The sequence below is a fragment of the Pseudoalteromonas sp. QJM3NY_12 genome (genome assembly GCF_056173165.1).
In genome coordinates this window covers 431,467-453,214 of sequence record NZ_CM149661.1, presented here as the reverse complement: position 1 = coordinate 453,214, position 21,748 = coordinate 431,467, and the positions used below count along the sequence as shown (strand labels likewise).

Genomic DNA, 21,748 nt, shown 5'->3' with positions numbered 1-21,748 from the left:
TTACTCACTACCTTGGTTGAATAAGAACTGGCCAATTAATTCTTCAAGTACCAATGCCGATTTGGTATCAGTGATTGAATCGCCACTTGCTAATGCTTTGCTTTGCACCCCAAATAAATCATCAATAGCTTGGTCTTGTGCACTGTTTGCAACATCTTCGCCTAAACAACGTTGCTTAGCTGAATCCGAGGCGATCACAGGGTTAATACCTAAATATTGCTCACCTAAAATACCCGAGGTTAAAATTGAGATAGAGCTGGTATCTGAAAAACGACATAAATACTGCGCATCAATACTCATGTTCACCACAGGTAAAAACTCTTGCGGGTGTACATAAATTGACTCGACACGACCAATAACAACTCCCCCTACTTTAATAGGCGCGCGAGTTTTTAATGAGCCTATATTTTCAAACTTGGCGTTTAATGTGTAGGTTTCACCTGAGCCGCTAATACCTGAATTGGCCACTTTAAGCGCTAGCATTGAAAATGCCAAGATACCCAGCGCGACAAAAAAACCAACTAAAATTTCTAATTTCCGTGAATTCATTATTTAATACCCTATTAGCTAGTAAACATTACCGCTGTCAAAATAAAGTCAAAACCTAATACCGCCAGTGATGAATGCACCACTGTTTCTGTTGTTGCCTTGCTGATCCCTTCTGATGTAGGAATACAGTCATACCCTTTATAAAGCGCAATCCAAGTCACAACAATCGCAAATACGATACTTTTAATTAAACCGTTTAGTATATCTTTTTCAAACGACACCTGGGCTTGCATTATTGACCAAAAGCTTCCGGTATCAACGCCTAGCCAATCAACACCCACTAAGTGAGCACCAATAATAGCGACCGCTGAAAAAATTAATGCCAGTAACGGCATACTAATTAAGCCAGCCCAAAATCGCGGCGCAATAATACGCCTAAGCGGGTCAATAGCCATCATCTCTAGCGACGATAACTGCTCTGTGGCTTTCATTAAGCCGATTTCAGCGGTTAACGCACTGCCTGCTCTGCCTGCAAATAATAACGCAGTAACTACCGGTCCAAGCTCACGTAACAAGCTAAGCGCTACTAACGGGCCTAGGCTGTCTTCTGCACCATAATCAACTAAAACGGTATAACCTTGCAGCGCTAAAACCATACCGATAAATAAGCCCGACACCACAATAATCAACAACGATTGTGAACCAACCATATAGAGTTGGCGCACCAGTAAAGGCGTACCTTTTTTTAAATTGGGTAAATGCCATAATGCACTTGCTAGCATGTGAGTTGAACGCCCAAGCGCAGCAAAACGACCCAGTGTTTTATGGCCTATTTTTTGTAGTAAATCCAACATTACTGCGGCTCTCCTAACAGTTCATCTGCATAGGTTTGTGCTGGATAATGAAATGGTACAGGCCCATCCGATAACCCTTTCAAAAATTGTTGCACAAGTGGTGATTCGTGCTTACGCATTTCATCTGGCGTGCCGCTTCCAATCACACCTTGCTCGGCAATAATAATAACGTGGTCGGCAATGCTCATTACTTCAGTCACATCGTGTGTAACAATTAAAGAAGATAAACCAAGTACTTCATTTAAAGATTTAATAAGCTTAACCAACACTCCCATTGAGATAGGATCTTGTCCTGCAAAAGGCTCATCATACATAATCAGTTCAGGATCAAGCGCTATAGAGCGAGCCAAGGCTGCACGACGTGCCATACCACCAGATAACTCTGAAGGCATTAAATCTTTAGCACCACGTAAGCCAACTGCTTGTAGTTTCATTAAAACCACTAAACGAATTAAATCTTCACTGAGCTGTGTGTGCTCGCGGATAGGAAATGCGATATTATCGAACACCGACATATCGGTAAATAATGCACCGCTTTGAAATAACATACTCATACGTTTACGTGCCGCGTAGAGCTCTTTACGGGACATGGCAACTATGCTGTCGTTTTTAAATAAAATATCACCGGAGTCGGGTTTGAGCTGGCCACCAATTAAGCGCAGCATCGTGGTTTTGCCAATTCCGCTTGGCCCCATAATGGCAGTAATTTTACCTTCTGGGACATCAAAGCTCATATTTTTGTATATGACCCTATCGCCTCTAGAAAAGGTAACATCCTTGACTTCTACTATTGATTGCGACAAGTCGCTCTCCATAACAATACTCTCTCATATTTCTATTTTAAGGGTTTTTTGGTCCAGATGGAAAAAACAATTCGTAAGATTTTGTAATAGCCACGTAAAAACAGCTATAAGACTGCGACAAATTGGCTTAACCGATGCTTAAACAAGCAAATCAACACAGTAAATAATTATTTTAATAACCGCCTAATGTATTACAGCTTACTCTTTTACTTATACTTTTATGGTGGCTTTTGTTACTATTCGCGCTATCTGAATTTACACTAGCTGGCTTATCACAATGGTTACCTCGTTTGTCATTTTAATTCTCGGTTTTGCGGCTCTCGTATGGAGTGCAGACAGGTTTGTTTATGGTGCGGCTGCACTGGCTAAAAACTTTGGCGTACCAACATTAATTGTAGGTTTAACCGTGGTAGCTATGGGCTCATCGGCCCCTGAAATGATGGTATCCGCTTCAGCTGCTTTGGCAAATAAAACCGATACAGCCGTAGGTAATGCAGTTGGTTCAAACATCACTAACATATTATTAGTATTAGGTATTACAGCACTTTTAAGACCGCTTTCAGTCTCTTCAAGTACATTAAGACGTGAAATTCCACTGGTATTACTGGTGTCTATCGCCACTTGGTATATTTTTTCAGATAACTACTTTTCATTTTTTGAAGGCGCAGCCTTACTTTTTGGCTTTATTACTTTTATTGGTGGACTTATTTTTGTATCACTGCGAGCAAAAAACCAAGACGACCCCTTTGTTAGCGAAGCCTGTGATGAAGTACCTGATAATGTCCCAACCAAAAAAGCCGTTTTTTGGTTAGTCGTCGGAATGATTTTACTTCCTGTTAGCTCACACTTTTTAGTTGGCTCAGCCGTTGATATTGCAAAATATTTTGGCTTAAGTGACTTAGTAATTGGTTTAACAATAATAGCCATAGGTACTAGTTTACCTGAACTTGCCGCCTCTATTGCAGGTGTTCTTAAAAATGAAGATGACCTAGCACTGGGTAACATTGTTGGCTCAAATATTTTTAATATTCTCGCTGTATTACCACTGGCAGGATTAATTAACCCGTCGGTTATTGACGCATCAGTAGCTAACCGTGATGTCATCATTATGATAGGTGCAACCTTGGCGCTCATTGCTATGTCATTGAACTTTAGAGGTCAAAGACGTATCAATAGAGTAGAAGGTGGCTTACTCATCGTCGCATTTATGATTTACCAAGGTTATATTTTTAGTCAAGTAGGGTGATCCATGGCAACGCTAAATTTTATTCAACAAGGCTTGCGCGTCCTTGATATAGAACGTCAAGCACTCAGCGATATCGCACAATACGTTAATGAAAGCTTTGATCAAGCGTGCCAATTAATGTACGACTGCTCAGGCCGTATTATTGTTATTGGCATGGGTAAGTCGGGCCATATCGGTAATAAAATAGCAGCCACTTTAGCGAGTACTGGCAGCCCCGCATTTTTTGTACACCCAGGTGAAGCAAGTCATGGCGATTTAGGCATGATCACCGCCAGTGATGTAGTTATGCTTATTTCTAACTCTGGCGAAACCAGTGAAGTACTTAATATTATTCCGGTATTAAAACGTATTGGCGCTAAAATGATTGCTATGACAGGCAACGAAACGTCAACCATGGCAACATTGGCAAATGTGCATGTGTGTATTAAAGTTGAACAAGAAGCCTGCTCATTAGGCTTAGCGCCAACAGCAAGCACCACAGCAACACTCGCTATGGGAGATGCAATGGCGGTAGCTTTATTAGAAGCCCGTGGTTTTACCGCTGATGATTTTGCACTGTCACATCCAGGGGGCAGTTTAGGCAAACGCTTGCTCTTAACTTTAAAAGATGTAATGCACAGCGGTATTCACACGCCTATTATTAATGAAACGCAAACCATTAAAGACGCCCTAATTGAAATGTCTGCCAAAGGGCTCGGTATGACCGCTATCATAGATGATAATCAGCAATTATCGGGGTTGTTTACCGATGGTGATTTACGCCGTATTTTAGAGCAACGTATTGATATACACAGCACAGAAATTAATGTTGTGATGACAAAGTCATGTACAACAGCCACACCAGACATGCTCGCGGCTGAAGCACTGAACATTATGGAACAAAAACGTATTAATGGTTTAATTGTGATTAATGAGCATAATCACCCCATTGGCGCATTAAATATGCAAGACTTACTAAAAGCGGGAGTGCTATAAATGCAGTTTGAAGATCTTTATCAGCCGTTAAGTGATGATGCAAAAGCGCGCGCAAAAAAAATAAAATTATTAATTTGCGATATTGATGGTGTGTTTTCTGATGGACGTATTTATCTTGGCAACCAAGGTGAAGAACTCAAAGCATTTAATACCAAAGACGGGTTTGGCATTAAAGCCCTTATTAATAGTGGTTTTGAAGTTGCCGTGATCACAGGCCGTCACTCACAAATAGTTCAACAACGTATGAGCAGTTTAACCGTACAACATATATACCAAGGCCAAGAAGATAAACTCATAGCCTATCAAGAATTAAAACAAAAATTAGCGCTAAGCGATGAGCAAATAGCTTACATTGGTGACGATGGCCCTGATATGCCAGTCATGGAGAAAGTCGGGTTTGCTGTAGCCGTAAACGACGCCCACCCACTGATTAAACGTTTATCGCATTATGTCACTCAATTGCCAGGCGGCTTTGGCGCAGTAAGAGAATTAACCGATTTATTGATGCTTGAAAACAATAAGCCACTTACTAGCCAAGGAACCAGTTCATGAATGTAGCTCGCATTATACTGAGCATTTTATTCATAAGCTGTATGGTTTGGCTTTGGTATCCTTATTTTTCTCAGGTAGATATTGTTGCGGATGAGCAAACTCAAGCTATTGCTAAACCTGATTATACCGCGATTGAGCTAAAACAAACCGCTTATAATGATCAAGGTAAAATAAGCCATAAAGTAACTGCGGTAAAAATGGAATTATACCAACAACTTGGTTTTACTTTTTTTGAAAAGCCTATATTTACGTTATACAACGAGCAGCAAACATGGCGTATTAACGCTGATGAGGCCACCCTCTACGACGATCGTCAACTCGTATTAGAGGGCAATGTGAAAGCGCTAAATTTAATTGATAACGCCATGATCGATACGATCACAGCCGATAGCATCAATGTAGATATAAAACTACTCACTATGCAATCAGAGCAGCCTGTCGTTATTACCGGACCTAATTTAAAAATCATGGGTAAAGGCCTTGAAGCCGATTTAAAAACCGAAGTGATTAAACTTATTAACCATACGCGAACCCTATATTATGACCAATAACCTATTTAAAATTTTAATTGTTCCTTCACTACTGATTGCATTTCATAGCCATGCAGAGGAAACCGTTGAAGCTCCTGCTGCTAATCAAATTTCAATTAGTGCTGACAGACAAGAAGGTCAATTAAAAGAAAACGTGGGCATTTTTGAGAAAAATGTTGAAATTATTCATGGTAATCGCCGCATTAACGCTGACCGTTTAGAAGTACATAAACGTGATGACTTAGGTGAGAATAAGCAACTTTTAATTGCCACAGGCAGCCCTGCTTATTTTGAAGAAACACAAGCTGATGGCACCATTATGAGCGCCAGTGCGAATGAAGTGCGTTACGATGTTTCGCAGCGTTTTTTAACCTTAATCGGCGAAGCCAGTATTGCTCAAGCAGGTCAAAAAATAACTGCTAAAAGTATCACCTACGATATAGAGCAGCAGTTAATTAGCGCAGAAAAAGACGAAAACTCAACAGACCGTGTACACACTATTTTAGTACCTGTTGAAAACAAAAAAGAAGACGATAAAGGCCAACCATGAGCACATTAAAAGCAGAGCTATTAGCGAAAAGCTATAAAGGCCGTGAAGTGGTGAAAAACGTTGGCCTAGAGGTTGAAGCTGGTAGCATTGTCGGCTTACTTGGCCCCAATGGCGCAGGTAAAACCACGACCTTTTACATGATTGTAGGCCTTGTACCGAGCGATAAAGGCAAAATATCAATCGATGATCAAGATATCACTTTATTACCAATGCACAGCCGAGCTCGCCTAGGGATAGGATATTTACCACAAGAATCATCGATTTTTAGAAAGCTGACGGTCTACCAAAACTTAATGGCTATTTTAGAAACACGCAAAGAGCTTAATAAGCAGCAACGTGAAGATACCTTAAATAATTTACTTGATGAATTTAGTATTCAACATATTCGTGAAAGCCAAGGTATGGCCCTATCAGGTGGTGAGCGCCGCCGTGTTGAAATTGCGCGAGCATTAGCAGCAAATCCTAAATTTATACTATTAGACGAACCCTTTGCAGGGGTTGATCCTATCTCTGTATTAGATATTAAAAAAATTATAGAACACCTTAAAAATCGAGGAATTGGCGTATTGATCACAGATCACAACGTACGCGAAACTCTTGATGTTTGTGAAAAAGCCTACATAGTTTCTCATGGAGAGTTAATTGCATCAGGCACTCCAGAATATGTATTAAACGATAAAACGGTACGCGATGTTTATTTAGGCGAGCAGTTCAAGCTCTAATATGTGTGTTATTACACTAAGCATCTGCTAATATTAATTATACTAATTTAAAAGGATTGTTAGAGATAAATGAGGCAATCATTACAGCTGCGCATGGGCCAGCAACTTACAATGACTCCACAGTTGCAACAAGCAATTCGCTTATTGCAACTCAGTACATTGGATCTCCAGCAAGAAATTCAAGAAGCGCTCGATAGCAATCCCTTGCTTGAAGTTGAAGAACAAGATTACAGTGAAGATGCTGCGGGTAAAAACGAACAAAAAGCCGATATCGATGAGTCAACGCTAAGTGCTTCAGCTGATGAAAAACCTAGCGAATATGAGCAAGATAGCGGCGAAGCCATGACCAAAGACACCATTAGCGATGATATGGCAATGGATGTTACGTGGGATGAATACATGAGCGCAGCACCTGCCTCTTCATCAGGACCAATGCCTGAAGATGAATCAATTTATCAAGGCTCTTCAACTGAAACGCTACATGAATATTTAATGTGGCAATTGCAACTGACACCGTTTAGCCCTACTGATGAAGCCATCGCGATTGCTATCGTAGAAGCCGTGGACGATTCGGGCATTTTAACCCTTAGCTGTGAAGAAATATTAGAGAGCTTTAATCAAGAGAACGACATAGAAGATGAAGTTGAACTTGATGAAATAGAAGCGGTATTAAAGCGTATTCAGTTATTTGATCCGGTGGGAATAGCGGCGCGTAGTTTACAAGAGTGCTTATGTATTCAACTGAATCAGTTTGACCAAGACACGCCTTTTTTAAACGAAACAAAAATGATCTTAACTGATCACATTGATTTATTGGCTGCGCGTGATTATCGCACGTTAATGAAAAAAACTAAGCTCAAGGAAGATGAGCTTAAAGAAGTCATGACCTTAATTCACACCCTTAGCCCAAAACCGGCAGACACTATCGTTAGAGAAGAGTCTGAGTACGTTATTCCTGATGTGTCGGTTAAAAAAGTGAAAGGCCGTTGGGTTGTTGAACTAAACCCAGATAGCATGCCTAAAATTAGGGTAAACAGCCAATATGCGGCTATGTCTCGTACGGTCAAATCAAGTGGCGATAGCCAGTTTATTCGCTCACACTTACAAGAAGCTAAATGGTTTATAAAAAGCTTAGAGAGTAGAAACGACACGCTGCTTAAAGTAACTAACTGTATTGTGCAGCAACAACAGGCCTTTTTTGAACATGGTCCTGAGGCGATGAAGCCTATGGTACTTAATGACGTAGCCGAAATGGTAGAAATGCACGAGTCGACTATTTCACGTGTTACTACGCAAAAATACATGCATACACCACGCGGTATTTTTGAGCTTAAATATTTCTTTTCCAGCCATGTAAGCACTGAAAATGGTGGTGAATGTTCTTCAACAGCAATACGAGCATTAATTAAAAAATTAATCGCTGCAGAAAACTCAGCTAAACCATTGAGTGATAGCAAAATTGCAGATATATTGGCTGAGCAAGGAATTAAAGTAGCAAGGAGAACTATTGCAAAGTATCGCGAATCTCTAGCTATTCCCCCGTCAAATCAACGTAAAAGTTTGATTTAAGGCGTACAACAAAGAGGAAAATGTTTATGCAACTGAATTTAACTGGTCGCCATGTAGATATTACCGACTCGCTTAGAGACTACGTAAATAGTAAATTTTCGAAGTTACAGAGGCACACTGATCACATAACGAATGTGCACGTTATTCTCGATGTAGAAAAACTAAACCAAAAAGCCGAAGCAACCGTTCATGTTAGTGGCGCTGAGATTTTTGCTTCTACTGAACACCAAGATATGTATGCCGCTATAGACTCGCTGATTGACAAGCTAGATCGTCAAGTAATTAAACACAAAGAGAAACTTGCTCGACACTAACACTATGAAACTAAGCTCACTTATCTGTCAGGACTGCAGTAAAGCTGCGGTCCTTTTTAATAGTAAAAAAAGAATTTTAGAATTTATCAGTGAATTGGCTCACAATAAACTGCCCTATTTAGCTCAACAAGATATTCTTAATGCATTAACAGCAAGAGAAAAACTAGGGAGCACAGGTATAGGCCGAGGAATTGCAATTCCTCATGGTCGTATGAGTGGTGTACAAGAGCCTCTTGCACTTATATTAGTGAGCGAAGCGGCTATTAATTTTGATGCAATAGATAATCGACCGGTCGACATTTTTGTTGCCTTAATTGTACCCGACGGTGACAATAAGCAGCATTTAAAAACCTTAGCCACTATAGCTGAAAAGCTCAACGATAAAGAATTTTGTAAGCAATTACGGGCGGCAAAATCCGACAGTGAGCTGTACCAGATCATTGTAAGTCAACCGTAGCAATAATAAAGGGTGATAAATGGAATTAATAATTATAAGTGGTCGCTCAGGTTCTGGTAAATCTGTTGCGTTACGCGTTGTTGAGGATTTAGGTTATTATTGTGTAGATAATATACCTTTAAATTTATTACCATCTCTTGTTCGTAGTGTTTCCGACAGCTACAATAAAATAGCTGTAAGTGTTGATGTGCGTAACTTACCTAAAGAACAACAACAGTTTAATGAAATCATTGAATATTTGCCTGGTTTTACTAAGCCAACGGTGTTTTATTTAGACAGTGACGATCAAACCTTAATTAAACGCTTTTCAGAAACACGGCGTCTTCACCCTCTTTCTATTGATTCTCTGCCACTTGATTTGGCTATAAAAAAAGAAAAGCAACTCCTTGATGTACTCATTAATCGTGCCGATTATATGATTGATACCACAGGCTTAAGTGTGCACCAGCTTGCTGAGTCTATCCGTGAAAAAATACTCGGTAAAAAAGACAAACAACTGATCATTACCTTTGAGTCATTTGGCTTTAAACACGGTATACCCAAAGAAGCCGATTATGTATTCGACGCTCGCTTTTTACCAAACCCACATTGGGAGCCTGAGCTTAAGCCGCTTACAGGGCTAGATCAACCAGTAAAAGACTACTTAGCCAGTCACAGCATAGTACAAAAGTTTACATGGCAAATTCAAACATTCGTGCAAACATGGCTGCCTCATTTAGAAAGAAATAACCGTAGCTATTTAACCATTGCCATTGGCTGTACTGGAGGGCAACACCGCTCGGTTTACTTAGCGCAAACTATAGGTGAAAGTTTTGCAATGAGTCATCCTAATGTGAAAATTCGCCACCGAGAACAAGAATAAAGCTTGAGAGAATATTAATGCGGTTAGAAAGTACATTTTTAATAAAAAACAAATTAGGCCTGCATGCCAGAGCGGCTACTGTGCTGGCACAGCTTTCTGTGCAATTTGATGCCTCAATCACGTTATTTCAAGACGATAAACAAGCCGCTGGCGACAGTGTACTAGCTCTTATGTTACTCGAAAGCAGTCAAGGCAAAGAAGTTAGGGTAGTATGTGAAGGCCCTGACGCAGAACCTGCACTTAGTGCAATTGGTGAGCTCATTGATCAACGATTTAATGAGCAAGAGTAATCCTGCTCATAAGCTAAGGTTAATAGTGGTTGAGGTAGTTTACTGATATAAAGTAAGATAAAGCGATACCCCATCATCGTGTAATAAAATTTAATTAAGGACGCCAATGCCTGAAGCTTTAGAACAAGATATTCCACTACAACAACTAAAACAGGTGACTAAGTCACTAAATAGTGGTCAATTTGTTCAAGTTAGGCGCATGCTAGCAAAAACGGCACCTTGTGATACCGCACTTCTTTTAGAATCATCTCCCCATAAAATTCGTCGTATGCTCTGGCAACTGGTTGATCCCGATGTGCAGGGTGATGTGCTTGAAGAGCTCTCTGAAGACGTACGTTTGGGCATTATTGCGCAAATGGCACCTGAGCACATTGCTGCCGCAACAGAAGACATGGGCCATGATGATTTAGGGGAAGTACTACGTAGCCTACCAGACACCGTATATAAAGACGTTGTTAGCGCCATGGATATTCAAGATAGAGAGCGTGCAACACAAGCTCTATCTTACCAAGAGCGCTCTGCTGGCGCCTTGATGAATATCGATACGGTGACAATTCGCCCTGATGTAACTCTAGATGTTGTACTGCGTTATATTCGCTTACGTGGTGAACTACCAGAGGGCACTGATGACTTATACGTTGTAGATAAACATAACTGTTTTTTAGGCGCTTTATCGCTGAGCACTTTATTAACTAACCCCCCTGAAAAAATTGTTCAGGACTTAATGGATGAAGAGTGTGAATCTATCCCTATTTCAATGGATGAAAGCGAAGTAGCGCAACTATTTGAACGGCATAACTGGATATCGGCACCAGTGGTCGATGACAACGCGCATTTGCTTGGTCGTATTACTATTGATGATATCGTTGATGTTATCCGTGAAGATGCAGAGCATAGCTTATTAAGCTTAGCGGGTCTTGATGATGAAGAAGATACCTTTGCGCCGGTCTTAAAAAGCTCTAAAAAGCGCTCAATTTGGCTAGGTGTAAACTTACTAACTGCATTGCTGGCTGCAATTGTGGCGAGCTTTTTTGAAAACACCTTAGCTATATTACCAATTCTTGCTGTGCTCAATGGCATTGTCCCATCAATGGGTGGGGTTGCAGGCAGCCAAACCTTAACTTTGGTTATTCGCGGTATCGCGGTGGGCCATATCAACCAAACTAACCAACGTTTTTTATTATTAAAAGAACTCGCTATCGGCGCGATTAACGGTATGGTTTGGTCTATCCTAATTGCCGGTGTCGTTGCGCTTTGGCAATGGGATTTCAAACTCGGTGGTGTTTTAGCGTTTGCTATGTTTATGAATTTAGTTGCAGCAGGTATTGCGGGTGCTAGTATCCCACTATTGCTTAAAAAAATGAAAATAGATCCAGCACTGGCAGGCAGTGTGGTACTAACCACGGTAACTGATATCGTTGGTATATTTGCCTTTTTAGGCACCGCAACTTGGTTATTGATTTAATTTTGTTTATAAACGTTTATAAACAAAAACACCGCATCAATACGCGGTGTTTTTGTTTAAGCCGATAGTTACTTTACCTTGCGCGCTGGCGATTACCGCCCACCTTAGGTTTAGTGTTGGCTTTTTTAAACTGACTAAAGCCAGTATGACGAGTAAGCGCTGGACGACCACCCTTATTACCTTTACTGCATTTGGCTTGCCTTTCATCTCTGCCTTCTTCTGGCACTAAACAATTTGGACCTTTACCAATGAGTTTAGCTTTGCCCATGTTACGAAGAGCTTCGCGGATCATAGGCCAACCGGCAGGATCATGGTAACGTAAAATTGCTTTATGCAAACGACGCTGGCGCGCCCCTTTTGGTACCGCAACTTGCTCTGTGTTATTTTTAATATTACGTAGCGAGTTCATTTCAGTATGATAAATGGTGGTCGCATTAGCCATCGGTGATGGGTAAAAGTTTTGCACCTGATCAAGCTTAAAGTCATTCGATTTCAGCCACAAAGCCATATTAACCATGTCTTCGTCTTTAGTCCCTGGGTGAGCAGAAATAAAGTATGGAATTAAATACTGCTTTTTACCCGCTTCTTTAGAGTACTTATCAAATAGCGCTTTAAATTCATCGTAAGCACCCATACCCGGCTTCATCATCTTAGATAATGGGCCATCTTCAGTGTGCTCTGGTGCAATTTTTAAATACCCACCAACATGATGAGTTACTAGCTCTTTAACGTAACGAGGATCACGTACGGCAAGGTCATAACGCACGCCTGAAGCAATTAAGATCTTTTTGATCCCTTTAACCTCACGCGCCTTTTTATATAGATCGATAGTTGGGGTATGATCAGTATCCATATGCTTACAAATATCAGGATACACACAAGACAAGCGGCGACAGGTACTCTCTGCTTTTTTGCTGGTACAACGCAGTTTGTACATATTTGCGGTTGGTCCGCCTAAATCAGAAATAACCCCAGTAAAGCCTGGCACTTTATCTCTAATTTGCTCAATCTCTTCAATAATTGATTCTTGAGATCGGCTTTGAATTATCCGCCCTTCATGCTCAGTAATAGAACAGAACGAACAGCCGCCAAAACAACCACGCATTATGTTTACCGACGTTTTAATCATATCGTAAGCAGGGATTTTGTCGTCGCCATAACTTGGGTGCGGAATACGCTGATACGGTAAACCAAACACATCATCCATTTCTTGGGTTTCAAGTGGATAGGCTGGCGGATTCACCCAAATAGAGCGATCGCCATGACGCTGAAACAACGCTCTTGCACAACCGGGGTTGGTTTCTTGGTGTAAAATACGCGATGCATGGGCATACAATGGTTTATTAACACTGACCTGCTCAAAAGCGGGTAACTTAACGTAAGTTTTTTCCCATGGCTTAGGACGCGCAGGCTGTATGGTAATTGGTTTTGCAGCTTCGGCTTTTAAATCAATACCCGCTTGCTTAAATTCTGATTTAGCACAACCCACATCATCCGCCCCATAAGGATTAGGAATAGGGTCTATTTTACCAATTTTATCAATGGCTGTTGAATCACTGCCGCGCCAACCGGGTAAAGGCTCTTTACGAATAACCGCCGTGCCTCTCACATCTTGTATGGAATCTATGGTTTCACCCGCAGCGATACGGTGCGCTACTTCAACCAATGGACGTTCGGCATTACCATAAATTAAAATATCACCCTTAGCGTCAAACAATACACTACGGCGTACTTTTTCTTGCCAATAATCGTAATGAGCAATACGACGCAAGCTGGCTTCAATGCCCCCTAAAACGAGTGGCACATCTTTATAGGCCTCACGACAACGTTGCGAGTATATTATCACGGCACGGTCAGGGCGTTTACCACCAACATTTCCCGGAGTATAAGCATCATCGTGACGCATTCGTTTTTCAGCGGTGTAACGATTGATCATCGAATCCATGTTACCGGCTGTAATACCAAAAAATAAGTTAGGCTTACCCAATGTCATAAACGCATCTTTAGAGTTCCAATCAGGCTGAGCAATAATGCCTACTCTAAATCCTTGCGCTTCAAGCACACGGCCAATTACGGCCATCCCAAAACTAGGATGGTCTACATAAGCATCACCGCTAATAATAATAATATCGCAGCTATCCCAGCCAAGCGCGTCCATTTCTTCGCGTGTTGTTGGTAAAAATGGGGCTGTGCCATAACACTCAGCCCAATACTTAGGGTATGAGAATAAGCCGCGTTCAGCTTTTAATGTGCTCATAAAATTGGCCGTTCAATAACAAAAGGCGCGAATTATACCCTATCGACATCCACGTTGATATAGCACAAAATGAAAGCACTGATTAAAAATTGTTTACCTTTATCGCATTACTAAAACAGACAAATCATCTAAGCTGATTACTGCTAATGTCTGCTTTTAGATTTATTTAAAGTAGATAAACTAGATGAAAATGATCGACTCTAGGCTAAACTATTAAATAAGCTGTGATTATTAATAATTCATAGATGCTGTAATATTAAAACCAATGAGGCATACCTATTAAACTACTTAAACAATTAATGCAGTTTTCAGCCATCTTGCTGTTGGCGTTTGTTGTTGTGGGATTACTTTTACCACAAAACTATCACGTGCAAAAAAGCATTAAAATAAATGCCCGCCCTCCTGTTATAAAGTCATTAGTGGAAGATTTTACTCAGTGGTACAAATGGTCGCCGTGGCAGCAAATAGATCCCAATATTGAATTTAGTATTGGTGAACCTAGTGCTGGTGCGGGAGCCTATCAATCTTGGCAAGGAAAGTGGGGGCAAGGCGAAATGACAATCACTTCATTAAGCGCCAATGAAGTTGTATTTAATGTATTATTTAATCAAGAACATATTATTACTAGCCGATTACTATTTAGCCCACATGCAAAAACTGTAACCTGGCATATAGAAGGACAAGCAACTGTGCCGCTTATATCTGGCTATGTTGCTATATTTGCTGAAAATATATTAAGCAATATAGTCACCCTTGGGCTAAATAACTTAAAGACGGTAGCCCAACTCAGTGATGCACAAGCAATAATGGAAAGCCATGACAGTAAAAACCGCACAAGCCAGAATTAAACTTGCCAATATTATTGAGTCACTGTTAGGTTACTCGGTCACAAAAGTGAGTAATACGACTGCAGCTGATGAACAAATCTATAATACGCAGGGTAAATCAAAGTCTCTTTATCGTATTAATAGCGAGCATTCAGTATTAGCGCGAGCACAAAAAAGACAAGATCTACTGCTAATAAAACAACAACAAAATATCGAGACTATTTTAGCCTTAGCAATGGAATTTTGTCCTGATGTAGCCTGCGCTAAACAACCTGATGCCGATTGGGTAGAGCACTTTATTGCCTTATGTGAAGATACTTCAAATCAATCAATGCAAACATTATGGGCAAAAATTTTTACTGGCGAAACTATTAGCCCAGGTACCTTTTCTATAAAAAGCTTACAAACCCTCAAACATATGACCCAGCGCGAAGCGGATTCATTGAGAAAGTGTGTGTCTATTTCTGGGTATAACGAAAAAGATAGTAGTCACCTAATATTTTTAGGCTATTACAAAAAACCCTCGTTATTTGATTTATTAGGTAAGGGTAATAAAGTGTCATTAAGCATAGGTAAAAGCGGTGTGAGTTTTCCTGATGTATTAACCTTAATGGATTTAAATTTGTTATACCGTAAAGAGATTGAATCCGCTGCATTAAAAGCAGGACAAGAGATCACTCTCTCCTTTTTAACTCAAAAACTAACTTTAAAAGCAAAAAGTAACGACTTAGTACTAAGCTATTATAAGTTTACCCAAACCGGTGATGAACTGTTTAGACTAATGAATTACCCAATTAATAAAGTTTACAAACAGTTAATTGGTGCAGCATTTGAAGGGGAATTTGAATTAGTGTGGCACACTTCAAAATAACTAAAAAAAGCCACACAAGGTGGCTTTTCATTAAACTAATCGGTGCTTAAAAATGAACTTGTATACCCGCAAATGGGCCTGATGCATCAATATCAGTATTAATATCATCTACATCATCAAGTTCTAAAACCATAGAGCGGTAGCCCGCTTTAACCGCAACATCAACCGCTAGGTTATCAATCAACTCCCAAGCAATACCCATTTGGTAATCTCGTACTTTACTGTCATCAATAGCTAAAAAGCTACCTTCAGCAAAAACACTTAAACCACTAAATGGTAAACCTGCTTCTAAACGTCCATATGCTAAAGGTACTACACCTGAGAACTCTTCTATCTCAGTGAAGTTAGCACCACCTTGTTGTGATGTACCCGTTACCACAACTTCACCATCAAACTGCTTAGCATTAATACCTAAATCAATTGAGATTAAGTCGTTATCAAAAATTTCATAGTAAAGAATATAATCAATGTGCGATAAGTCAGTAACTGAATTAACATCAGTACCTACAACATAATCAGTGCCATTAAAAGTAAATGTATCTTCAAGTTGTGTTGCGCCGTTTAGTTCAAGCTCAGTGTATTTTAGTTTTAAGTTTGGTACTAGCGGTACTGGATGCTCAAGTGCGGCGTAATAGCTAACAAAAGTCTCATCTTCAAAGTTGAAGTTTTGTAGGGCATTATTATTATCAGAAAAGCCACCATCATTATCTGCTTTCCAACCATCAACTCCTACATATAAACCTAATACAGTGTCGGCTTGTGCTACAGGTGCTAAACATGCCATTGATAAGGCTGCTGCTATACAATACTTTTTCATTTTTTATCCTTGCGCTAATAATTCGCTAAGTTCAATCAGTGCCGCATTGGCTCTAGAGATATAATTTGCCATAACGAGTGAGTGGTTGGCGACATAACCGAATCCGTTGCCGTTTAGAATTATTGGGCTCCAAACCGTTTCTTGAGTCGCTTCAAGCTCGCGTATAATTTGTTGTAAACTAACACGGGCGTTCTTTTTATCAAGTACTTCGGCAAAATCATATTCAACTGCTTGTAAAAAATGCAGTAAAGCCCAAGTAGCACCACGTGACTCATAAAAGACATCATCAATTTCCCACCACGATGTTTTTACTTGTTGTTGTAATGGCGTATAAGTAGCTTGAGTATTTGAAGAATTGCCTGCTAAATCGGTATTTACTTTGTCTTGACCTACACTCGCGCTCAAACGCTGGCTTAAGCTACCTAAGCGTTTTTCTGCTTCTTTTAACCAACTGCGTAAATTATCTGCACGTGAGTAAAACTGGCTATCGCGCTCATGCTGATTCGCAATTTGAGAACGGTAAACTAATAAGTAATCAATACCCTTTTGATATTCGCCCTCAGCACTTGGCCATGCCCATGCTTCAGAACTAATATTAAATTGTGGCTGTGCTTTTTTAAGCGCTTCGTGCTCAGTTGATTGTGACTGTGAACGACTAAAATCTTTTCGCATTGATAATGCTAAATCACGCACCATTTCCAACGCGCCATACTCCCAAGCAGGCATGTTGTCCATTATTACGCTCGGTGGCAGTACATCATTTGATAAATAACCGCCTGACTTAGTCAAGAGAGTATCAGCGACGGTGATAAGTGTTGAAGTGGTTACATACCCTGTTACTGGTTTTTCACTACGTTGCTGTGCTTGCTGCTTGGCATTTTGTACCACATCAAAACGTGCAGGCTCTATGCTCCAGTACACTGAAATAGCGTAAAATACGACAAACAATAGTACCAATGCCGTTATTATTTTTCCTTTATGCTGTGACATTTATCCCCCTAATGATGACTATGATCTTTCGATGCTTTTACCGGCTCAGCTTGCGATGCTAGCGAAACTACTTTCGCATTGGTGAATACTCGATTTCCGTCTTCAAAATATAGCGTGAGTTTGCGTTCTTGACCTACTTTTAACGGCTCTTGCGGTTCAAACACCATTAAATGATAGCTCCCAGGCTTAAAATCGAGTTGCTGATGGGCCTTAATAAGCAGTGATTCTAATTTTTGCATTTTCATCATGCCATCAGCGTGGACGTGCTCATGAATCTCAACACGACCCAACCCATCTATGGTCGCTCTTGTAAGTGTTGCCGGAACATTACTGTGGTTTTCAATGCTGAAATAGCCCACACTGGCTTTGGTAGCCGGTAAAAACTCTCTTACTTGCGCATTTGTTACTTGTAATTGCGCAACAACACTATCGTGCTCATGTCCTTCGTGCGCCAATAACGAAGACGAAAAAACACCCACTATTAACGCACTTGCACTCAAAATACATTGTTTAATCATCAGTAAAATCCTTGTTAAAACGAAAAAATATAGCCCAAATCTATCATAATTCCCTAATATTAGGCAGCTAATTTAAGTTCAAGAAGCTACTTTTTTGTTATCTGCGATTAACCAGCACAAGCCTGCCACAAACAATAATGGCCAAGCAATCATCAGTGATCCGAATAAAAAGGCTAATATCGTTCCAGCCAGTGCCACCATCGCCGCGCCAACAAGCCCCATAGTTACCAAAGCAGCAATCGCAATAACAACAATAATGGCGATTAACGCCCCAATGAGCTCAATACCTGTCCAACTAATATCTGAAATCCACAACGGAAACTGCCATACATCAAAATGAATTATCGAGCCGCTATTAATCAAAAATAATGTAACAATAAGTAGGCATACGGCGAGAGTTTTCATGTCGTTCCCCTTACACTGCTTTTTCTTCAAGACAACAGTGCGCAATTAAATAACCTAGCGCCACTGCAAACGGAAAACTTAAAAATAATAAAACGGTGACTAAACGAGTAGACCATACCGGAAAGTCTAGTCGGTAGGCTAACCCACTACAGACACCTGATATTTTTTTGTTAAGCGTATTTTTATACCAACGACGATGCGTATTAAAATTATTCATAACAATCTCCTTAGGCTGTTTGTTTGTTAGCAGTATTTAAACTCGCTTTTAAACTTGCCAGTTCTGCATCAATTTTTTCGTTTTTAACCAGTGACTCAATTTGCGTCGCAGTATTGCTCGCTGTATCTGTCAGCTCATACGCTTCAACTTGCGATTCAACACTCTCAACACGACGCTCAATTTGCTCAAATCGTGATAAAGCAGTGGCCACTTTATCGCTCTGCAGCTGAGTATTTATCTTTGCTCTTGCCTCAACCACATTTTCACGCTTTACAAGTTGTGCTTGCTTAGCTTTAGCCTGTGTCATTTTTTGCTTTAGGCGCTCACAGTCCTCTGTGATTTTTACAATTGATTGCTGCAATGTCTCAAGCTGTGTTTGTAAGCATTCTATGTTTTTTTCAACTGTGTGTTTTTCAGCTAGTGCTGATTTAGCTAAATCGTCACGATTTTTTGCAATGGCATGTTCGGCCTTTAATTGCCAATTTGTGAGCGCTTGTTGCTTATTGCTTATTTGACGCTTAATATTTTTTTCTTCACATAATAGTGCTGCCGCGGTGCTACGACACTCATTAAGTGCCTCTTGCATTTCGGTTAGCATCAAATTAAGTAGTTTTTCTGAATCTTCAGCTTTATCAAGCATAGCTACGATATTTGCTTGAATGACGTCGTTTACGCGATTAAATATACCCATGTTATTCTCCTGATGATTTTTTATTTATACATCAACAGGATTCCAAGAGTTATGCCAACAACTTAAAATTCTTTTATTTTCATTAAATATCAATAATTTAAATTATTTTTGGTAGGTAAGTTAATGACTAGCCACTGAATGCAATTAAGTCAGATTAGCTAATAAATTACATTTTTGACTAAAATTTGGGATCAAAAAAAGCCACCTGAGGTGACTTTTTCTATAAAGAGTATCTGTTATGCCAATTGCATTAAATTGGCATTACTCGGGTACGTAACTTAACGCTTTATCCATAACACTCAAATCAGCTTGCTTACCATGACCATTTTCAGATAAGTGGCGTCTAAAGCCACGCGCACCGGGTTGCCCCTGAAAAACACCCAGCATGTGGCGTGCAACATGCCAAAAATTAGCCCCTAAACGCATCTCTTCTTCAATATAATCATACATAGAGCGTACAACATCATGTCGAGACTGAGTATTAGCCGCATCACCATAAATTTTTTCATCTACTTCATTAAGCATAAATGGATTACTGTAAGCCTCTCGGCCCACCATAACCCCATCTATGTACTGTAAATGCTCAAGACTTTGCTCAATGGTTTTAACACCACCGTTAATACTTAAATCAAGTTGAGGGTAATCTTTTTTAAGCTGATAAACTCGGGGGTAGTTAAGCTCAGGAACTTCGCGATTTTCTTTCGGGCTCAATCCTTTTAGCCATGCTTTGCGCGCATGAATAATAAAGTCATCACAGCCAACCTTATGTGAAGCCTCTATCAAAGCACATAAAAATTCATAAGAATCTTGCTCATCAATACCAATACGAGTTTTAACCGTAACCGGAATATTCACTTCACTTTTCATTGCAGCAACACACTCTGCAACTAAATTAGGCTCGGCCATTAAACAGGCACCAAAACGTCCATTTTGCACACGATCTGACGGACAACCTACATTAAGGTTTATTTCATCATAACCACGCTCACCAGCAAGCTTGGCACACTGTGCTAGCGCTTGCGGATCTGATCCACCTAATTGCAATGCCACAGGGCCTTCGTGCTGATTAAAATGCAAGTAGTCACCGCGGCCGAATAAAATAGCGCCTGTAGTGATCATTTCAGTGTAGAGCACGGTGTGTTTTGTCATTTTACGATGAAACGTACGACAGTGGCGATCAGTCCAATCGAGCATGGGTGCCACGCTAAAGCGTCGATTTAAAGTACGTTTATCCAAAATGTGATCCTCAAAAATTTATAATTTAAGCACAGCTTAAACGGCGCTGCATTTTACACAAAAGCCCTATGCGCAGCAATATTAAGCAAACACTTGCAAGCCAAAGTATTGCGCAATACCGTTTAAAATATTAGTTACTGCGACTGAGCTTAAAATTAACCCCATAATTCGACTAATAATACTCGCCCCACTATCACCTATTATTTTATGTACATGCGTAGCAAGGAATAACAAAATCAGTACCACCACTAAAACAGCTAACATCATTGATGAGGTAATCATTTGCTCAACCCAGGTATACTCCTCATTGCGCGTCATTAATACCGCACCTAACATGGCACCGGGACTCGCTATTGATGGGATAGCGAGCGGAAAAATAGCGGTTTCAGTACTATCTCTAACACTTTTAATTTCAGCTTCAGGCTTACTTTCACCAAAGGTCATGGAGAGTGCAAAAATTAATAAAATTAAACCACCTGCTATTTGAAATGCCGAGAGCGGAATCTCAATCACATTCAGTAATTGCTCGCCAGCAACTACAAAAAATAACAGTACTAAAGCAGACACACCCACGGCCTTAAAAATCACTTTACGCTTAAACTTGTCGTCATCTCCACGAGTTACGGCGATAAAAACCGGGATTGTGCCAATTGGATCGATAACCGCAAAAAAGAAAATAAATATAGCCAATAGTTCATGCATTAATGAGTACCTTTTCATTAAATCGGTTAATAAAACGCTGCAACTACAATACAGTATGTTAGTATATCACGGCAGCGTAAGGATGAGAGAAGATGAATATAGAATCACTCGTAAGTAAAGCAAAACAAGTGTGCGACAACCGTGGTGCGCGATTCACACCAATTCGCGAGAAGGTATTTCGTTTATTGGCCAGTGCTCAAGGTGGTGTGGGTGCATACGATTTACTTGAACAATTAAAAGTCACTGAAACAGGCGCTAAACCTGCAACGATTTATCGTGCTTTAGACTTTTTAGCCGAACTCGGTTTTATTCATAAAATTGAAAGCACCAATGCATTTATGCTGTGTCATCATTTTGATCATATTCATCCTGTTCAGCTATTAATTTGTGATAGCTGCGGTTTTGTTAAAGAGCTGCACTCAACAGTAATTTCACATGAGCTCAATAACTTAGCAGCCGAAAGTGGCTTTGTAGTTTCCGGACAAACAATAGAAGCACATGGTAAATGTGACTCTTGCCGAGCATAGATAAGCGACTAT

The 21,748-nt window shown here is 40.2% G+C and carries 27 protein-coding genes; 15 read left to right on the top strand and 12 right to left on the bottom strand.

Going from position 1 to position 21,748, the window contains the following annotated elements; genetic code table 11:
• From mlaD to AC0VZ5_RS02120, 3 genes are read right to left on the bottom strand one after another with little or no spacing between them, the layout of a single operon-like run.
• Complete coding sequence (gene mlaD, locus AC0VZ5_RS02130; RefSeq protein ID WP_008115537.1) at positions 1-549, bottom strand: outer membrane lipid asymmetry maintenance protein MlaD; 549 nt, start codon at positions 547-549, stop codon at positions 1-3.
• 14 nt (positions 550-563) lie between these two features.
• Positions 564-1,343, bottom strand: a complete 780-nt coding sequence (mlaE, locus tag AC0VZ5_RS02125) for a lipid asymmetry maintenance ABC transporter permease subunit MlaE (protein WP_054202367.1) — start codon at positions 1,341-1,343, stop codon at positions 564-566.
• Positions 1,343-2,158, bottom strand: coding sequence for an ATP-binding cassette domain-containing protein (locus tag AC0VZ5_RS02120; protein WP_138596635.1), 816 nt, complete (start codon positions 2,156-2,158; stop codon positions 1,343-1,345). Before AC0VZ5_RS02120 ends, mlaE begins: the two co-directional genes overlap by 1 nt.
• Before the next feature lie 265 nt (positions 2,159-2,423).
• Between AC0VZ5_RS02120 and AC0VZ5_RS02115 the strand changes: the two genes are divergently transcribed.
• From AC0VZ5_RS02115 to mgtE, 12 genes are all read left to right on the top strand, one after another.
• The gene (locus tag AC0VZ5_RS02115) at positions 2,424-3,392 is read left to right on the top strand and encodes a calcium/sodium antiporter (RefSeq protein ID WP_138609033.1); all 969 of its coding nucleotides are present in this window, start codon (positions 2,424-2,426) and stop codon (positions 3,390-3,392) included.
• A 3-nt stretch (positions 3,393-3,395) separates the two neighbouring features.
• Complete coding sequence (locus AC0VZ5_RS02110) at positions 3,396-4,367, top strand: KpsF/GutQ family sugar-phosphate isomerase (RefSeq protein WP_475474022.1); 972 nt, start codon at positions 3,396-3,398, stop codon at positions 4,365-4,367.
• Positions 4,368-4,919 carry a 3-deoxy-manno-octulosonate-8-phosphatase KdsC gene (kdsC, locus tag AC0VZ5_RS02105; protein WP_008115528.1) on the top strand — a complete coding sequence of 184 codons (552 nt, stop codon included), beginning with the start codon at positions 4,368-4,370 and terminating at the stop codon, positions 4,917-4,919.
• Positions 4,916-5,470: an LPS export ABC transporter periplasmic protein LptC gene (lptC, locus tag AC0VZ5_RS02100; RefSeq protein WP_138609037.1), complete on the top strand. Its 555-nt coding sequence runs from the start codon at positions 4,916-4,918 to the stop codon at positions 5,468-5,470. Before kdsC ends, lptC begins: the two co-directional genes overlap by 4 nt.
• Positions 5,460-5,999 carry a lipopolysaccharide transport periplasmic protein LptA gene (gene lptA, locus AC0VZ5_RS02095; protein WP_178954826.1) on the top strand — a complete coding sequence of 180 codons (540 nt, stop codon included), beginning with the start codon at positions 5,460-5,462 and terminating at the stop codon, positions 5,997-5,999. The genes lptC and lptA overlap by 11 nt, the downstream gene beginning before the upstream one ends.
• On the top strand, positions 5,996-6,721 hold the full coding sequence (gene lptB / locus AC0VZ5_RS02090; protein ID WP_131690439.1) for an LPS export ABC transporter ATP-binding protein: 726 nt from the start codon (positions 5,996-5,998) through the stop codon (positions 6,719-6,721). The genes lptA and lptB overlap by 4 nt, the downstream gene beginning before the upstream one ends.
• A 69-nt stretch (positions 6,722-6,790) precedes the next feature.
• Positions 6,791-8,290, top strand: coding sequence for an RNA polymerase factor sigma-54 (locus AC0VZ5_RS02085; protein WP_138570630.1), 1,500 nt, complete (start codon positions 6,791-6,793; stop codon positions 8,288-8,290).
• A gap of 26 nt (positions 8,291-8,316) precedes the next feature.
• Positions 8,317-8,604 (top strand): ribosome hibernation promoting factor, encoded by a 288-nt coding sequence (gene hpf / locus AC0VZ5_RS02080; protein ID WP_010390562.1) that lies wholly within the window; start codon positions 8,317-8,319, stop codon positions 8,602-8,604.
• Between the two features lie 4 nt (positions 8,605-8,608).
• On the top strand, positions 8,609-9,061 hold the full coding sequence (gene ptsN / locus AC0VZ5_RS02075; protein ID WP_138609043.1) for a PTS IIA-like nitrogen regulatory protein PtsN: 453 nt from the start codon (positions 8,609-8,611) through the stop codon (positions 9,059-9,061).
• A 19-nt stretch (positions 9,062-9,080) separates the two neighbouring features.
• A complete protein-coding gene (gene rapZ, locus AC0VZ5_RS02070) occupies positions 9,081-9,923 on the top strand; it encodes an RNase adapter RapZ (RefSeq protein ID WP_178954822.1) in 843 nt (280 codons plus the stop codon).
• A gap of 17 nt (positions 9,924-9,940) precedes the next feature.
• Complete coding sequence (locus tag AC0VZ5_RS02065) at positions 9,941-10,213, top strand: HPr family phosphocarrier protein (protein WP_475474017.1); 273 nt, start codon at positions 9,941-9,943, stop codon at positions 10,211-10,213.
• A 106-nt stretch (positions 10,214-10,319) separates the two neighbouring features.
• Positions 10,320-11,678 (top strand): magnesium transporter, encoded by a 1,359-nt coding sequence (gene mgtE / locus AC0VZ5_RS02060; RefSeq protein WP_008115512.1) that lies wholly within the window; start codon positions 10,320-10,322, stop codon positions 11,676-11,678.
• Positions 11,679-11,751: 73 nt separating this feature from the next.
• On the opposite strand, the gene AC0VZ5_RS02055 is transcribed toward mgtE, so the two are convergent.
• The gene (locus AC0VZ5_RS02055) at positions 11,752-13,935 is read right to left on the bottom strand and encodes a YgiQ family radical SAM protein (protein ID WP_138609049.1); all 2,184 of its coding nucleotides are present in this window, start codon (positions 13,933-13,935) and stop codon (positions 11,752-11,754) included.
• 299 nt (positions 13,936-14,234) lie between these two features.
• Here AC0VZ5_RS02055 and AC0VZ5_RS02050 point away from each other — a divergent pair, with 299 nt between their 5' ends.
• The gene (locus AC0VZ5_RS02050; RefSeq protein ID WP_198522490.1) at positions 14,235-14,783 is read left to right on the top strand and encodes an SRPBCC family protein; all 549 of its coding nucleotides are present in this window, start codon (positions 14,235-14,237) and stop codon (positions 14,781-14,783) included.
• On the top strand, positions 14,752-15,633 hold the full coding sequence (locus AC0VZ5_RS02045) for a TIGR03899 family protein (RefSeq protein ID WP_138609053.1): 882 nt from the start codon (positions 14,752-14,754) through the stop codon (positions 15,631-15,633). Before AC0VZ5_RS02050 ends, AC0VZ5_RS02045 begins: the two co-directional genes overlap by 32 nt.
• Positions 15,634-15,679: 46 nt before the next feature.
• On the opposite strand, the gene AC0VZ5_RS02040 is transcribed toward AC0VZ5_RS02045, so the two are convergent.
• From AC0VZ5_RS02040 to AC0VZ5_RS02005, 8 genes are all read right to left on the bottom strand, one after another.
• Positions 15,680-16,450 carry a TIGR04219 family outer membrane beta-barrel protein gene (locus AC0VZ5_RS02040; protein ID WP_138609055.1) on the bottom strand — a complete coding sequence of 257 codons (771 nt, stop codon included), beginning with the start codon at positions 16,448-16,450 and terminating at the stop codon, positions 15,680-15,682.
• Between the two features lie 3 nt (positions 16,451-16,453).
• Positions 16,454-17,440 (bottom strand): DUF2333 family protein, encoded by a 987-nt coding sequence (locus AC0VZ5_RS02035; protein ID WP_138609056.1) that lies wholly within the window; start codon positions 17,438-17,440, stop codon positions 16,454-16,456.
• A gap of 8 nt (positions 17,441-17,448) precedes the next feature.
• A complete protein-coding gene (locus tag AC0VZ5_RS02030; RefSeq protein WP_138609058.1) occupies positions 17,449-17,958 on the bottom strand; it encodes a copper chaperone PCu(A)C in 510 nt (169 codons plus the stop codon).
• A gap of 78 nt (positions 17,959-18,036) precedes the next feature.
• Positions 18,037-18,363, bottom strand: a complete 327-nt coding sequence (locus AC0VZ5_RS02025) for a hypothetical protein (protein ID WP_010390549.1) — start codon at positions 18,361-18,363, stop codon at positions 18,037-18,039.
• 10 nt (positions 18,364-18,373) lie between these two features.
• Positions 18,374-18,580 (bottom strand): PspC domain-containing protein, encoded by a 207-nt coding sequence (locus tag AC0VZ5_RS02020; RefSeq protein ID WP_010390548.1) that lies wholly within the window; start codon positions 18,578-18,580, stop codon positions 18,374-18,376.
• Between the two features lie 10 nt (positions 18,581-18,590).
• Positions 18,591-19,271, bottom strand: a complete 681-nt coding sequence (locus AC0VZ5_RS02015) for a PspA/IM30 family protein (RefSeq protein ID WP_475474012.1) — start codon at positions 19,269-19,271, stop codon at positions 18,591-18,593.
• 261 nt (positions 19,272-19,532) lie between these two features.
• Positions 19,533-20,465 carry a tRNA dihydrouridine(20/20a) synthase DusA gene (gene dusA, locus AC0VZ5_RS02010; protein ID WP_232735525.1) on the bottom strand — a complete coding sequence of 311 codons (933 nt, stop codon included), beginning with the start codon at positions 20,463-20,465 and terminating at the stop codon, positions 19,533-19,535.
• Between the two features lie 123 nt (positions 20,466-20,588).
• Complete coding sequence (locus tag AC0VZ5_RS02005; protein WP_475474010.1) at positions 20,589-21,209, bottom strand: MarC family protein; 621 nt, start codon at positions 21,207-21,209, stop codon at positions 20,589-20,591.
• 92 nt (positions 21,210-21,301) lie between these two features.
• Here AC0VZ5_RS02005 and AC0VZ5_RS02000 point away from each other — a divergent pair, with 92 nt between their 5' ends.
• Positions 21,302-21,736 carry a transcriptional repressor gene (locus AC0VZ5_RS02000; RefSeq protein WP_008115496.1) on the top strand — a complete coding sequence of 145 codons (435 nt, stop codon included), beginning with the start codon at positions 21,302-21,304 and terminating at the stop codon, positions 21,734-21,736.
• Positions 21,737-21,748 lie beyond the last annotated feature (12 nt).